General features: G+C 54.2%; 13 protein-coding genes and 1 tRNA gene. 6 read left to right on the forward strand and 8 right to left on the reverse strand.

Translation table 11 applies throughout. The annotated features are described in order from the left end of the window. Nucleotides 1-441: 441 nt before the first annotated feature. The 4 genes from WLO31_RS18510 to WLO31_RS18525 all read right to left on the reverse strand — a co-directional run bounded on the left by WLO31_RS18510 (nucleotide 442) and on the right by WLO31_RS18525 (nucleotide 3,559). Nucleotides 442-795: a DUF4156 domain-containing protein gene (locus WLO31_RS18510; protein ID WP_435928072.1), complete on the reverse strand. Its 354-nt coding sequence runs from the start codon at nucleotides 793-795 to the stop codon at nucleotides 442-444. Between the two features lie 140 nt (nucleotides 796-935). Next, a complete protein-coding gene (gene groL / locus WLO31_RS18515; protein WP_435928073.1) occupies nucleotides 936-2,582 on the reverse strand; it encodes a chaperonin GroEL in 1,647 nt (548 codons plus the stop codon). A gap of 48 nt (nucleotides 2,583-2,630) precedes the next feature. Further along, nucleotides 2,631-2,924, reverse strand: a complete 294-nt coding sequence (locus tag WLO31_RS18520; RefSeq protein ID WP_043081801.1) for a co-chaperone GroES — start codon at nucleotides 2,922-2,924, stop codon at nucleotides 2,631-2,633. Nucleotides 2,925-3,061: 137 nt separating this feature from the next. Beyond that, nucleotides 3,062-3,559, reverse strand: a complete 498-nt coding sequence (locus tag WLO31_RS18525; RefSeq protein WP_435928075.1) for an FxsA family protein — start codon at nucleotides 3,557-3,559, stop codon at nucleotides 3,062-3,064. A gap of 344 nt (nucleotides 3,560-3,903) precedes the next feature. On the opposite strand from WLO31_RS18525, the gene aspA reads away from it, so the two are divergent. The 5 genes from aspA (at nucleotide 3,904) to WLO31_RS18550 (ending at nucleotide 9,485) form a co-directional block, all read left to right on the forward strand. Then, nucleotides 3,904-5,340 carry an aspartate ammonia-lyase gene (gene aspA / locus WLO31_RS18530; RefSeq protein WP_435928076.1) on the forward strand — a complete coding sequence of 479 codons (1,437 nt, stop codon included), beginning with the start codon at nucleotides 3,904-3,906 and terminating at the stop codon, nucleotides 5,338-5,340. A 119-nt stretch (nucleotides 5,341-5,459) separates the two neighbouring features. Then, nucleotides 5,460-6,761: an anaerobic C4-dicarboxylate transporter gene (locus WLO31_RS18535; RefSeq protein ID WP_435928077.1), complete on the forward strand. Its 1,302-nt coding sequence runs from the start codon at nucleotides 5,460-5,462 to the stop codon at nucleotides 6,759-6,761. 99 nt (nucleotides 6,762-6,860) lie between these two features. Continuing rightward, complete coding sequence (cutA, locus tag WLO31_RS18540; protein ID WP_435928078.1) at nucleotides 6,861-7,184, forward strand: divalent cation tolerance protein CutA; 324 nt, start codon at nucleotides 6,861-6,863, stop codon at nucleotides 7,182-7,184. Continuing rightward, nucleotides 7,160-8,863, forward strand: coding sequence for a protein-disulfide reductase DsbD (locus WLO31_RS18545; protein ID WP_435928079.1), 1,704 nt, complete (start codon nucleotides 7,160-7,162; stop codon nucleotides 8,861-8,863). The genes cutA and WLO31_RS18545 overlap by 25 nt, the downstream gene beginning before the upstream one ends. A gap of 46 nt (nucleotides 8,864-8,909) precedes the next feature. Continuing rightward, nucleotides 8,910-9,485: a transcriptional regulator gene (locus WLO31_RS18550; RefSeq protein ID WP_435928080.1), complete on the forward strand. Its 576-nt coding sequence runs from the start codon at nucleotides 8,910-8,912 to the stop codon at nucleotides 9,483-9,485. Here WLO31_RS18550 and WLO31_RS18555 read toward each other — a convergent pair. Together WLO31_RS18555 and WLO31_RS18560 are read right to left on the reverse strand one after the other, a co-directional pair. Continuing rightward, nucleotides 9,477-10,067: a LysE family translocator gene (locus WLO31_RS18555; protein WP_435928081.1), complete on the reverse strand. Its 591-nt coding sequence runs from the start codon at nucleotides 10,065-10,067 to the stop codon at nucleotides 9,477-9,479. The two genes, WLO31_RS18550 and WLO31_RS18555, sit on opposite strands and share 9 nt — an antisense overlap. 36 nt (nucleotides 10,068-10,103) lie before the next feature. Beyond that, nucleotides 10,104-10,949 carry an AraC family ligand binding domain-containing protein gene (locus tag WLO31_RS18560; RefSeq protein WP_435928082.1) on the reverse strand — a complete coding sequence of 282 codons (846 nt, stop codon included), beginning with the start codon at nucleotides 10,947-10,949 and terminating at the stop codon, nucleotides 10,104-10,106. Nucleotides 10,950-11,117: 168 nt separating this feature from the next. On the opposite strand from WLO31_RS18560, the gene WLO31_RS18565 reads away from it, so the two are divergent. Next, nucleotides 11,118-11,193: transfer RNA gene (locus tag WLO31_RS18565), tRNA-Phe, on the forward strand. A gap of 181 nt (nucleotides 11,194-11,374) precedes the next feature. Here the strand turns inward: WLO31_RS18565 and WLO31_RS18570 are convergent. Together WLO31_RS18570 and WLO31_RS18575 are read right to left on the reverse strand one after the other, a co-directional pair. Beyond that, nucleotides 11,375-12,376 (reverse strand): tyrosine-type recombinase/integrase, encoded by a 1,002-nt coding sequence (locus WLO31_RS18570; protein WP_006781417.1) that lies wholly within the window; start codon nucleotides 12,374-12,376, stop codon nucleotides 11,375-11,377. Between the two features lie 57 nt (nucleotides 12,377-12,433). Beyond that, nucleotides 12,434-14,077, reverse strand: coding sequence for a conjugal transfer nickase/helicase domain-containing protein (locus tag WLO31_RS18575; protein WP_006781415.1), 1,644 nt, complete (start codon nucleotides 14,075-14,077; stop codon nucleotides 12,434-12,436). Nucleotides 14,078-14,130: the final 53 nt, after the last annotated feature.

Below are 14,130 nucleotides of genomic sequence, written 5' to 3' on the forward strand. Positions count from 1 at the left end.
GCAGGGCGGGTAAGCGAACGCCCATCCACAGATTCAAATCCAGGACAGGTAAGCGAAGCGCCCATTCACAGATTCAAACGCAGGGCGGGTAAGAGCAGCGCCCATCCACAAATTCAAACGCAGGACGGGTAAGCGAAGCGCCCATCCACAGATTCAAACGCAGGACGGGTAAGAGCAGCACCCGCTCACAGATTCAAACGCAGGACGGATAAGCGAAGCGCCCATCCACAAATTCAAACGCAGGACGGGTAAGCGAAGCGCCCATTCACAGATTCAAACGCAGGGCGGGTAAGCGAAGCGCCCATCCACAAATTCAAACGCAGGACGGGTAAGCGAAGCGCCTATCCACAGATTCAAACGCAGGGCGGGTAAGCGAACGTTCATCCACAGATTCAAACGTAGGGCGGGTAAGCGAAGCGCCACCCGCCGGAAATCAACAAATCAGTTCGGGCACTTATAAACCTGGCCGGTCATTTTGCTGGCGGTCGGCGCAAAGCTCGACAGCAGGTTCTGGCTCGGGCTGCTGACGCCATAAATCACGTTGCCGCCCATAGCTGCCGCATTATTACGCAGGGCATTTGCCGCACCGCGCATAGAGCCGCCCTCATCGCCGTGCTGCCCGGATAACCAGTTGCTTTGCTCGCCCGTGGCGCTGCCTAACAGCTGGCAGCTGCTGGCCGGCTTATCCTCAACAAAACGAACGCTCTGCCCGGCCGTACTCAGTTCATTGCTGGTACTGCATCCCGCCAGCAGCAACGCTGCCACAGCCATTCCTGCTGAAACTTTTATGCGCATGTTGTTCCCCGTAATCAATGCCGTGTGAAATATAGCGGGCTCAGTTACCCGGTAAGACCTTATACCAGACTGCGCCCCAAAAGAAAAAACCCTCAGACATTTCTGCCTGAGGGTTTCTTTAACACAGGGTGCTAAGGCAATTACATCATGCCGCCCATACCACCCATGCCGCCCATACCGCCGGCTGCGCCTAAATCAGGAGCGTCGCCTTTTGGCAGGTCGGTAACCATGCATTCGGTGGTGATCATCAGACCAGCCACGGAGGCCGCGTACTGCAGAGCAGAACGGGTCACTTTGGTTGGATCCAGGATACCCATGTCGATCATGTTGCCGTATTCTTCGGTTGCCGCGTTGTAACCGTAGTTACCGTCGCCCGCTTTCACGGTGTTGGCAACAACGGATGGCTCTTCGCCGCAGTTCAGAACGATCTGACGCAGTGGCGATTCCATTGCACGCAGCGCAACTTTGATACCCACGTTCTGATCTTCGTTCACGCCGCGCAGTTCGCCTAGTTTAGAAGCTACGCGAATCAGCGCAACGCCGCCGCCGGCAACCACGCCTTCTTCTACCGCAGCACGGGTTGCGTGCAGGGCGTCTTCAACGCGAGCTTTCTTCTCTTTCATTTCAACTTCGGTAGCAGCACCCACTTTGATTACCGCAACGCCGCCTGCCAGTTTCGCTACGCGCTCCTGCAGTTTTTCACGGTCGTAATCAGAAGTGGCTTCTTCGATCTGCTGACGAATCTGGCTCACACGGCCAGCAATCGCTGCTTCTTCACCGGTACCGTCGATGATGGTGGTGGTGTCTTTGTTGATAACGATACGTTTAGCGGAACCCAGGTCTTCCAGGGTCGCTTTTTCCAGCTCCATACCGATCTCTTCAGAGATAACGGTACCGCCGGTCAGGATTGCGATATCCTGCAGCATCGCTTTACGACGGTCGCCGAAGCCAGGCGCTTTAACAGCAGCTACTTTCACGATGCCGCGCATGGTGTTCACCACCAGCGTCGCCAGCGCTTCGCCTTCAACATCTTCAGCGATGATCAGCAGCGGCTTACCGGCTTTCGCAACGGCTTCCAGCACCGGCAGCATTTCACGGATGTTGGAGATTTTTTTGTCCGCCAGCAGAATGAACGGGCTTTCCAGCTCGATAGAACCGGTTTCTGGCTTGTTGATGAAGTACGGGGACAGGTAGCCGCGGTCGAACTGCATGCCTTCTACTACGTCCAGCTCGTCCTGCAGGCCAGTGCCTTCTTCAACGGTGATAACGCCTTCTTTGCCAACTTTTTCCATCGCTTCTGCGATCAGTTTACCCACGGTTTCGTCGGAGTTAGCGGAGATAGTACCAACCTGTGCGATAGCTTTAGAGTCGGAGCAAGGCACGGACAGCGCTTTCAGCTCTTCAACCGCGGCGATAACAGCTTTATCGATACCGCGTTTCAGATCCATCGGGTTCATGCCCGCAGCAACGGCTTTCAGGCCTTCGGTGATGATAGACTGAGCCAGCACGGTTGCGGTGGTGGTGCCGTCGCCCGCAGCGTCGTTCGCTTTAGAGGCAACTTCTTTCACCATCTGCGCGCCCATGTTTTCGAACTTGTCTTCCAGCTCGATTTCACGCGCTACGGAAACGCCATCTTTAGTGATGGTCGGTGCACCGAAAGATTTATCCAGAACCACGTTACGGCCTTTAGGACCGAGGGTAACTTTCACTGCATCTGCCAGTACGTTTACGCCACGCAGCATTTTCACACGGGCGTCGTTACCGAATTTTACGTCTTTAGCTGCCATTGTTCTTTTCCCTTAAATTCGTATGTTCAGTTTGCGTTTGCGCGTGGATTACGCTTCAACAATTGCCAGGATGTCGCTTTCGGACATGATCAACACTTCTTCATTGTCGATCTTTTCAGACTTCACACCGTAACCGTCGTTGAAAATCACGATGTCGCCGACTTTCACGTCCAGCGGTTGCACGTTACCGTTTTCCAGGATGCGGCCTTTACCGACAGCGATGATTTCGCCACGAGTTGATTTACCCGCTGCACTCCCGGTCAGCACGATGCCGCCTGCAGATTTGGATTCAACTTCTTTACGCTTGACGATGACACGATCATGTAATGGACGAATACTCATTGATAGCTCTCCTTTGAGAAAGTCAGTATCAGTTGTTTAGGTAACGCCGGCCCAAATGGGTTATCGGCTGGTGACGAGAGAGATGGGGATGAGCTTCCCCCCCTTCAAGGGGGGAAAACAAAATAATTTTCGAATTTTTAACGACGGGGGCGATTGTCGTTATCGCGGCGGTCGTCGCGCTCTTCAAGCTGCTTAGGGCCATCGTCCTTACGCTGATACTCGCCATCGAAGGTCTGGCCGCCGTCGGCGCCCGCACTAAAGCCGCCGCCCGGGGTGCGCGAAAAGCGCAGATGCGGCATCAGTTTTAAGGTCAGATGTTTTTGCACCGGAGGCAACAGCAGCAGCAGGCCGAGCAAATCCGTAAAGAAGCCTGGCAGCAACAGTAAGAAACCGGCCAGCACGATTGAGACGCTTTTGATCATCTCGGCTGCGGGGCTTTCGCCTGCAGCCATCTTCTGCTGCATCAGCATGAAGTTTTTAAAGCCCTGGTTACGCACCAGCGACATACCGATAACCGAGGTGAATATCACCAGCACCAGCGTCAGGAAGACGCCCAGCGCGTGGGCGACCTGAATAAATAACGAAATCTCAATGTAGACATAGAGAAAAATAGCAATCAACGGTATCCAGCGCACCGTACTCTCCTGTAGTTGGATAACAAGCCCCTTCTGGCGCTCGTAAAAAATAGGTTAGCGATAAGGCATTGCTAACAGATGGCGGCGCAATAGCCAAAGATCAATCTAAGCACCAGGTTATTTTTCCGGAAGTTTTCATCTATTGATCGATATCACAGATTAATAATAGTTGTGTGATGAGGGTTTTAATAAGTGATCCAGATTGCTGCTTTTCGCTATGATCAGCATATCATCACGGCATGGAGACCGAACATGGGAATAATCGTCGGTCTATTCATCTCACGACCACACATCGTGTGCGTGAAAACGGTGCATTTTTTGGCAGCTTGAAAAAGAAGGTTCACATGTTAAATAACATTCGTATCGAAGAAGACTTGTTGGGTACCAGGGAAGTGCCGGCGGATGCCTACTACGGTGTGCATACTCTGAGAGCGATTGAAAACTTCTATATCAGTAACAACAAAATCAGCGATATTCCTGAATTTGTGCGCGGCATGGTGATGGTGAAGAAAGCGGCGGCGATGGCGAACAAGGAGTTGCAAACCATCCCGAAAGGCATCGCCAACACCATTATCCAGGCCTGTGACGAAGTGCTGAACAACGGCAAGTGCATGGATCAATTCCCGGTAGATGTATACCAGGGCGGCGCCGGCACCTCCGTTAACATGAACACCAACGAAGTGCTCGCCAATATCGGGCTGGAGCTGATGGGCCACCAGAAAGGCGAATATCAGTATCTGAACCCGAACGATCACGTCAACAAATGCCAGTCCACCAACGACGCCTACCCAACCGGTTTCCGCATCGCGGTTTACGCCTCCATCCTCAAGCTGATCGACGCCATTAACCAGCTGGGCGAAGGCTTCCAGCGTAAAGCTGTCGAATTTGAAAACATCCTGAAAATGGGCCGTACCCAGCTGCAGGATGCGGTGCCGATGACGCTTGGTCAGGAGTTCCACGCTTTCAACGTTCTGCTGAATGAAGAAACCAAAAACCTGCTGCGTACCGCGGAACTGCTGTTGGAAGTTAACCTCGGCGCAACCGCAATCGGTACGCGCCTGAATACGCCAGAAGGCTATCAGCAGCTTGCCGTGCAGAAGCTGGCGGAAGTCAGCAACCTGCCGTGCGTGCCCGCCGAAGACCTGATTGAAGCGACGTCGGACTGCGGCGCCTACGTGATGGTTCACAGCTCGCTCAAGCGCCTGGCGGTGAAAATGTCGAAGATCTGTAACGACCTTCGCCTGCTCTCCTCCGGCCCGCGCTCCGGTCTGAACGAAATTAATCTGCCGGAACTGCAGGCCGGTTCATCCATTATGCCAGCCAAAGTGAACCCGGTTGTGCCGGAAGTCGTAAACCAGGTGTGCTTCAAAGTCATCGGCAACGACACCACCGTCACCATGGCCTCCGAAGCGGGCCAGCTTCAGCTAAACGTAATGGAGCCGGTTATCGGCCAGGCGATGTTCGAATCCATCCACATCCTGACCAACGCCTGCTATAACCTGCTGGAAAAATGCATCAACGGCATTACCGCAAATAAAGAAGTCTGCGAAAGCTACGTCTACAACTCGATTGGTATCGTGACCTACCTGAATCCGTTCATTGGCCACCACAACGGCGATATCGTCGGCAAGATTTGTGCGGAAACCGGTAAGAGCGTGCGCGAGGTCGTTCTGGAGCGCGGCCTGCTGACAGAAGCCGAATTAGACGATATATTCTCGATCCATAATCTGATGCACCCGGTTTACAAAGCGAAACGCTACACGGATGAGAACGAACAATGATAATTCCGACCAGCTAGCAAAGCCAAAAGGCACGTCCATCGCGACGTGCCTTTTTCGTTTCGGGCATACATTAATACAACAACTTATTTTCAATTCATTAAACTTCAAGGAAGCACATTATGTTTGGCGCTGAACTCGTTATCGTCCTGCTGGCGATTTATCTCGGGGCCCGGCTTGGCGGCATAGGCATTGGCTTTGCCGGCGGACTGGGTGTATTAGTTCTTACTTTGCTGTTTCAGATTAAGCCCGGGGCTATCCCCTTTGACGTCATCGAAATCATCATGGCGGTTATCGCCGCGATTGCCGCTATGCAGGTGGCAGGCGGTATGGATTACCTGGTAAGCCTCGCGGAGCGTCTGCTGCGTCGCCATCCAAAATACATTACCTTTCTCGCCCCGCTCGTCACCTGGTTTATGACCGTTCTGGCAGGCACCGGGCACACGGCGTTCTCCACGCTGCCGGTCATTACCGAAGTGGCAAAAGAGCAGGGTATCCGCCCTTCCCGACCGCTCTCCATCGCCGTGGTGGCTTCCCAGATTGCTATCACCGCCTCGCCAATTTCCGCGGCCGTCGTTTTCTTTGCCGGAATTATGGAGCCGCTGGGGGTCAGCTACCTGACCCTGCTGGCTATCTGTATTCCGGTGACGCTGGTGGCCGTCATGCTGACCGCCATCGTCTGTAACTTCCTCGGCTGCGAGCTGAAAGACGATCCGGTGTATCAGGAACGTCTTGCCAAAGGCGAAGTGCAGCTGCGGGGCAGCCAGGTCTTCAAACTGAAACCGCACGCCAAACGCTCGGTGCTGCTGTTCCTGATCGGGATCGTGGCGGTGATGTTCTATGCCACCGCTATCAGCGACACCGTAGGCCTGATTCAGAACCCGGTGCTGCCGCGTAACGAAGCCATCGTCGTGTTCATGCTGACTATCGCCACGCTTATCTCTGTCACCTGTAAAATCGACACAGGAGAAATCCTCAACGCCAGCACCTTTAAATCCGGCATGAGCGCCTGCGTCTGCGTGCTGGGCGTGGCGTGGCTGGGCGATACCTTTGTGAAACATCACATCGCTGATATCCAGGCGTTTGCGGGCGACCTGCTGCAAAACTACCCGTGGCTGCTGGCGGTAGTGCTGTTTTTTGCAGCAACCCTGCTTTACTCCCAGGCAGCAACGACCAAAGCGCTGATGCCCGCGGCGCTGATGCTGGGCGTCAGCCCGCTCACCGCTATTGCCTCTTTCGCCGCGGTATCGGCGCTCTTCGTTCTGCCAACTTATCCAACGCTGCTGGCGGCGGTGGAGATGGACGACACGGGCTCAACGCGCATCGGTAAGTACGTGTTTAACCACGCCTTCTTAATTCCGGGCGTCATTGCCATCACGCTGTGCGTGATCCTCGGCTTTATCGTCGGCGGCCTGGTTTTGTAACGCTTGCAAAACGCGGGTCGCTTAGCGGCCCGTTTCGCGCTTTCCTTTCTCCCACCGTGCTATAGTCTTCCGCAGTTTCCCACGCAGACGAGAAAAGCTATGTCGACTACTCAGGCCGTTGTCATTCTTTGCACCGCCCCGGACGAGGCCACCGCTCAGGAGCTTGCCGCGCTCGTGCTGGCGGAAAAACTCGCCGCCTGCGTTACCCTGTTGCCGGGCGCCACCTCGCTCTACTACTGGGAAGGAAAAATGGAACAGGAGTACGAGGTGCAGATGCTGCTCAAAAGCGACATCGCCCATCAGGAAGCCCTGCTTGCCTGCCTGAAGACGCATCATCCATATCAAACCCCTGAATTACTGGTGCTGCCGGTTACCCACGGAGATAGTGAATACCTCTCATGGCTTTACGCATCCTTACGCTGATTTTTCTGCTTTTTAGCACGCAAACTTTTGCTGGTCTGTTCGATACCCAGGGCAAAACGCAATTTGTCCCGGTCGATCGGGCCTTTGCCTTTGATTTCCAGCAGTCCGGCAGCCAGCTCAGCCTGAACTGGCAGATTAAGCCCGGCTACTATCTTTACCGCCAGCAAATCAAACTTAACCCTGCTCAGGCTGAGGTAGCGCCGCTGGCAATGCCTGAAGCAACCTGGCATGAAGATGAGTTTTATGGCAAAACCGAGATTTATACCGGGCAGCTAAACCTGCCGGTAACGGTAAAAGCCGCGGATAAAGGCGCGACGCTCAGCGTGACATATCAGGGCTGCGCCGAGGCGGGATTTTGTTATCCGCCGGAAACGCGCGTTGTGCCGCTGAGCGCGGTTACGCCTTCCTCTCCTCCCTCTACAGGTGAGCAGGCCGGAATGCAGGCCCCGGCCAACGCGGAACCTGCACAGCTCCCCTTCTCTGCGCTCTGGGCATTCCTGATTGGTATCGGCATCGCCTTCACCCCTTGCGTGTTGCCGATGTATCCGCTGATCTCCGGCATCGTGCTGGGCGGCAAACAGCGTTTATCCACCGCACGCGCTCTGCTGCTGACCTTTATCTACGTTCAGGGGATGGCGCTTACCTATACCGCTCTGGGACTTGTAGTCGCCGCTGCGGGTTTGCAGTTCCAGGCCGCGCTGCAGCATCCCTATGTGCTGATTGGCCTGTCTGCGCTGTTTGTCCTGCTCGCAGCGTCGATGTTCGGACTGTTCACGTTGCAACTGCCTTCATCGCTGCAAACGCGCCTTACCTTGCTGAGCAATCGCCAGCAGGGCGGTTCGGCCGGCGGCGTCTTTGCTATGGGCGCGCTGGCGGGGCTGATTTGTTCGCCTTGCACTACCGCGCCGCTTAGCGCCATCCTGCTTTATATCGCGCAAAGCGGAAACATGTGGCTCGGCGGCGGCACGCTCTATCTTTACGCGCTGGGCATGGGCTTACCGCTGATCCTTATCACCGTCTTCGGCAACCGCCTGCTGCCCAAAAGCGGCCCGTGGATGGAAACGGTCAAAACCGCGTTCGGCTTTGCGATCCTCGCCCTGCCCGTTTTCCTGCTTGAGCGTATATTGGGAGATGTATGGGGAGAGCGTCTGTGGGCGCTGCTGGGCGTGGCATTCTTTAGCTGGGCGTTTATTATCAGCCTGCAGGCCGGTAAATCCTGGATACGCGTCGCGCAGATTATCCTGCTGGGCGCCGCGCTGGTGTGTGCAAAGCCGCTGCAGGACTGGGCTTTCGGCGCTGCTGTCACCGCCAGCCAGCCGCATCTGAATTTTACGCGTATCGCCAGCGTCGAACAGCTTGACCAGGCGCTCCGCACCGCGAAAGGTAAACCGGTGATGCTCGATCTCTATGCTGACTGGTGCGTAGCCTGTAAAGAGTTTGAAAAATACACTTTCAGCGATCCACTGGTACAAAAGCAGCTCGCAGGTACGGTATTGTTGCAGGCGGACGTCACCGCTAATAACGCGCAAGACGTGGCGCTGTTAAGGCGCTTAAAAGTTTTGGGGCTGCCAACAATTTTGTTCTTTGATACCGAAGGGCGCGAACAGCCGCAAGCGCGCGTCACCGGCTTTATGGATGCCGACGCTTTTGGAACGCATTTGCGCAAACACGCGCAGTAAACAACACTAATGTGGGATAAACCGTTGAACGACGGAGGAGAAAACCGTGCAACGCGAAGACGTACTTGAGCACGCCCTGCACGTCCTTGAACGTGAAGGCATCGCCAGCACTACCCTTGAAATGGTAGCGAGTGAGGCGGATTACCCGATACAGGAAGTCAGGCAATTCTGGCCTGACAGCGAAGCCCTGCTCTATGACGCCCTGCGCTATCTGAGCCAGCAGGTTGACGCCTGGCGCCGCCAGTTAATGCTCGACGAGGAGCTTTCCCTTGAGCAAAAACTGCTAAAACGCTACCAGGCGCTGACGGAATGCGTCAGCAATCAGCGCTATCCCGGCTGCCTGTTTATCGCCGCCTGCACCTTTTACCCGGACGCCTCTCACCCTGTTCACCAGCTGGCGGACCAGCAGAAAAAAGCCGCCTGGGAATACACTCACGAACTGCTCACGCAGCTTGAAGTGGACGACCCGACGATGGTTGCCCATCAAATGGAGCTGGTATTAGAAGGCTGCCTGAGCAAGCTGCTGGTGAAACGCAGCCAGGCAGATATCGATACCGCTCGCCGTCTGGCAGAGGATATCCTGCGCTTCGCCCAGTGCCGCCTGCGCGGCGCGTTAACCTAACATTCCCGCCCATGCGGAAATGAACAGGCACAGCGCCATCAGCCGCTGAAAACGCACCATCGCCACGGTGGTGCGAAACAGCCTGTTCACCGCTTTCCCCAGCCATGCCCAGCACATCAGGCACGCGGTGGAAATAAGCAAAAACCACAGCGCCATCAGGACAATTTCCCGCATCGCATGCTCTCCCCGCGGGGCAAATAAACTAACCACCGCCAGCGCCATCATCCAGGTTTTCGGGTTAATTACCTGCAAAGCCGCCGCCGCGCGTGCGGTAAAAGGCGCGTGTGTTCTGGTGGCTAAATTTGCCGCTGGCGCGCTGAAGAGTTGCCAGCTCATCCAGCTCAGCCATAGCACTCCTGCCAGGCTCATTACCTGGCGCACCAGCGGATACTGGCGTAATAGTTCGCCCGCGCCGGCGCCGGATATCAGCACAATAGCGCTTGCCGCCACGCATGCGCCGAACAGCGCGGGCAGCGTCGCTTTCACGCCATAATGCTGGCTGTTGGCAAGAATAAGGATATTGGTTGGCCCCGGCGTTATCGAGGCGACAAACGCGAATAAAAGAAACGGCAGCAGGTTCACAGGTGACTCCTTTTTATCAGAGCCCTGACTGTGCCGCTATTTCATGAAAACGTCTGGAAGGTTTGTGCACAGCTGACGATAGTAGGCAGGCGATATGCGGTAGGCCCGCTGGAACCAGCGCCCAAGGTGGCTTTGATCGGCAAAGCCTAATGCGGCGGCGACATCCACCGGCCGATCGCCACGCGCCAGCAGCTGCCGCGCTTTTGCCAGCCGCAGCTGGATAAGCCAGGCGTGCGGCGCAAGGTGAAACTCGCGCTTAAAACAGCGCGTCAGCGTAAAGCGGTCGGTGCCCGTTTCCCGCGCAAGATCGGAAAGACCGATATTTTCGCCCAGATGGGCATAGAGATAATCCCGGGCCCGGTGCGCAACAGCGGCGCTCTGCGGCTGCGAAGGCTGCCTCCTGCGCCAGTGACAATGAGAGGTGATCTGTGCCAGCAGATTATCCATGGCGCTTTGCTGCACGATTTTCATCTCATCCATGTGCAGTGCGGCAAAGGTATCGCCAATGGCTCGCACCAGCTGCGGCTCGCGGGTCAGCGTTTGCGCAAAATGGATCGAATAACTGCCGGGAATGGATTCATACAGGCCCTGCAGCGTACTGGTCAGCCACCGCTCATCCAGGTAAAAGGTAAGATAGGTAAACCCGCCTTCAACTGGCGCATCACCGTCGTGGATTTCGCCAGGCTCCAGCAGGAAAGCATCGCCGGGATGGCTACGGTGCCGTTCGCGACGACAGTGAAACTGCTGGGTGCCGGAAAGCGTGATCCCCACAAGGTAGCTGTCGTGCCAGTGCGGATCGTAGGCGTGTCCTTCAAAGTGCGCCCTGATCGTTTCAATACCCGTATCCGCATGCTGTCGCAGCTCAAGCCAGTCTTCTGCCATATCGTCCTCCTCTCGCCGCCAGCATTACCCGCCCTCACGCACCTGTCTGGAAGATTTGTGCAAAATCGACGAGCAAACGGACACATTGCCGCAAACTTAAGCAGTTGAACAGCTTTTCCGGAAATAGGATTGACGACCGTATCTGATTAAGGTTTAATGCGCCCCGTTGCCCGGATAGCTCAGTCGGTAGAGCAGGGGATTGAAAATCCCCGTGTCGGTGGTTCGATTCCGCCTCCGGGCACCACTATTCGAAGCACGCTGGTCAGAGGTGAGAAAACTGACGGGCGTTTAACGGGAGTGGTACTTGTTGATGTTGATCCTCACATCAGCATACATCAAGAAGTTACCCTCTCGATTAGGGAGCCTGCTGACACAGGCTCCCTTTTCTCGATCACTGTGAATAATTACAATGACGTGACTGAATGTCAACCATTGTAAAACATCTCTTCAGCCTTATCGGTGTAAAGTGCCATTTCCTTTTCCAGCGCCTGGCTCACAATATCCATACTGATATCAACATATTCCATTGTTGTACTCACGTTGCGGTGCCCCAGCAATCCCTTAACCAGCTGCAGGTTTCGTTCAGGCGAGCTCATCAGTGTCGTGGCAAGGGTGTGCCTGAACCGGTGGGGAGAAACATCAAATCCGCACTCTTTTGACAGTCTACGAAAAAAAGAGCGTAACGGTTGCAGCGATGGTTTTTCCGAAAGAGACGCCCTTTCTGCAGGCGAAGAGACAAACCGCTCATAGTGAAAAAGCGCATCATTATTGCCGGCACCGCAGTCCCTTGCACGCTGAAGCAATGCTTCCAGTCTCGGTCGTAAATGACTGACAACGGGAACCCGCCATTCCCGGTACGTTTTACTGCCTTCCGCTCTTAATTCAATCCACCCATCGTCAAGAGACACATCTTTTAGACGTATATGGAGCAGTTGATTTTGCCGCATACCAGTGTAACGCAAGGTGTCCAGGACAGTCAGCCAGTACCATACTGGCCTCAGAGCGCATTTAGATTCGGTTCTGGGCTCAGAAGCAAATTGCTGCATAGTTAGCCAGATTTTTGTCATCTGGTTTTTTGTTAGCGTTTTTTTACGCTTCTTGTCCTGTTTGACCGATACGCCATTGAAGGGATTTTTACTTAAGTTCGTCAGTTGAGAAGTGATGGCAAAATTATACAGGGCACGCATATGGCTGACCTTATTGTTCCAGGTATGTGCAGAAAGGCACTGCTTCTTGAGCACATGCCTTCGCCACTCAAGCACATCGCGACTGGTTATGCCGTAAGGCGGACAGGCTTCCCCGATATGCTTCCTGAAACCACGAACAACCTTCTTATAACTCCACTCGGTATCTTCGCGCAGCGATTTACAGAAAAAGTACTCATCCATAAGTTCCTGCCAGAGCCAGTCAGCACTATTTTCGTTCATTTTTTCCATTCCTCTCTTAGTAACAGTAACGCACCAGATGTCAGACCGACGTTGTGGTCAGGGGAACAAAATGAACTGACTGTCCTGAGGGATGGTCTTTCTGTATACCCGCCTGCTTTTCACCAGGTAGCCTTTTACCCGTTTGAACCTCCCGGACTTGTCGGGTGTATCGTAAAGCTGAGCAAAATAAAATCTCCTGTTATCACGACGCTTATGCAGGTTAAGTCGCTCAAAAGAAGCCTGAATGCTTTCCCGTTGAATAGTCGAACCAGTGGCCTTAAGGTAGTCGAAAAAGATACCGGGGACGGGTAAAAAGACATAGCCGGCAATAACATGGATTTTGTCTGCTTTACCATTAAAACTAATATCTCCCCGATTGAGTCCCTCCCGGAGCCAGTCAAAAAACTGTTCTCCTTCCGCTACGTCAGTACCGGAGACTGCTACGGGTACGGAATCTGATCTTTCATCACATTTGTTAACAATTGCAACCTGAGAATAGTCCGAGTTTCCTTTTGCAGACGGTTCCTTTTCATTTGCGGGGTCTTCTATCTTTTCAAGGGGTTCTGACGATTGCTGTTCCTCTGCAATCACAACGGACACGCCTGCCTGTACCTCACCTTCATTTTCTGAAGCTTTAGCATCTCCTGACATGTCGAAAAGAGAAAGGAGAGCATCAGCATCATCTTCAGAGGGCAGAGAGTCAGAGCCAGTACTTTTTTCGATTTCGCTTAAAACACTTTCTGCTTCGTTTTCTTCACGGCTTTTAACTGGTGAATCACTAAGCTGAGTGGGGTTATCAATACCTGTGGCAAGTGTAAAGATCTCAGGGGAAGATGGATCAGTTGCCCCGCTCAGAGCTGTTTGTTCAGATAACATATCTGTAGGTAAAACCGTAGCGCCCCCCTCATTTGAAAGGGCTGTATTTACTGGAATTTCACCTGCATAAGAACCTAAAATTTCCGCAGGTTTCCTCTCCATCAGAGGAGACTCTGTTTTCTCAGCTGCTTGTTTCATCAGGCTTCGGATCAACGGCATTGCCGGATGCTGGTTCCATAAGGCCCCGGCAAGATTGCCCAGAGCTTCGGGATTTTCTGCCAGCCAGCCTGTCGCTTCCGCTGGCATAAGTTGTCCGGCTGCCAGCGCTGCAAAAGCTGAGGAGTTGTCAGCTTCCCGGAAGCGAAATCGATAAGGCGAGTCCGGAACGGTTATTCCCGGAAGCCAGCTTTTACCATCAAGCAGCTCCCCCTCCAGAGACGCCAGGAGCGGCAAATGCCAGAACAGTGCAGACCAGAAAATGACCGTATTCCACATCACGTTTTGCTCTGCCTGCTCTTCTGGCGCAGCTCCGGGTGGAAACATGTATCCTTTGGCCAGTCTGACCGCACAGGTTGTGAACTGCAGCGTAAGGTCCCCGAAGCCGTCTGACTGCGACCACCTTCCCTGCTGTGTTGCCGGCACATTCTGTACCCTGGCCAGTAAGCCATGCAGTGGCGTTATATAAAACCGGTGATAAACATCCGCCGGAAGTGAGCTGTTTTCCCATATTTGTTGCAGGCAGGTTTTTCTCAACGGGCTACAGCACAGCGTATCGACCGTACGCGGAGCGTGGTAGCCGGCAGGTGTGAAAGCGGATACATGACGTGCTGGTTCCGGTTCACCTTTTGAAAACAGAAACCTCAGAGTCCTGATTCTGTCGCGCATGATTTTCTCCTGGTATAGGGCTGCCCAGTGTTGTGACACTCCCCGCGCTTCAC

It is taken from the genome of Dryocola sharpae (assembly GCF_051307055.1).
GTDB lineage: Bacteria > Pseudomonadota > Gammaproteobacteria > Enterobacterales > Enterobacteriaceae > Dryocola.

Coding starts and splice junctions, on each gene's coding strand:
- WLO31_RS18510 (WP_435928072.1), bottom strand. CDS start 795: ATGCGCATAAAAGTTTCAGCAGGAATGGCTGTGGCAGCGTTGCTGCTG.
- groL (WP_435928073.1), bottom strand. CDS start 2,582: ATGGCAGCTAAAGACGTAAAATTCGGTAACGACGCCCGTGTGAAAATG.
- WLO31_RS18520 (WP_043081801.1), bottom strand. CDS start 2,924: ATGAGTATTCGTCCATTACATGATCGTGTCATCGTCAAGCGTAAAGAA.
- aspA (WP_435928076.1), top strand. CDS start 3,904: ATGTTAAATAACATTCGTATCGAAGAAGACTTGTTGGGTACCAGGGAA.
- WLO31_RS18535 (WP_435928077.1), top strand. CDS start 5,460: ATGTTTGGCGCTGAACTCGTTATCGTCCTGCTGGCGATTTATCTCGGG.
- cutA (WP_435928078.1), top strand. CDS start 6,861: ATGTCGACTACTCAGGCCGTTGTCATTCTTTGCACCGCCCCGGACGAG.
- WLO31_RS18545 (WP_435928079.1), top strand. CDS start 7,160: ATGGCTTTACGCATCCTTACGCTGATTTTTCTGCTTTTTAGCACGCAA.
- WLO31_RS18560 (WP_435928082.1), bottom strand. CDS start 10,949: ATGGCAGAAGACTGGCTTGAGCTGCGACAGCATGCGGATACGGGTATT.
- WLO31_RS18570 (WP_006781417.1), bottom strand. CDS start 12,376: ATGAACGAAAATAGTGCTGACTGGCTCTGGCAGGAACTTATGGATGAG.
- WLO31_RS18575 (WP_006781415.1), bottom strand. CDS start 14,077: ATGCGCGACAGAATCAGGACTCTGAGGTTTCTGTTTTCAAAAGGTGAA.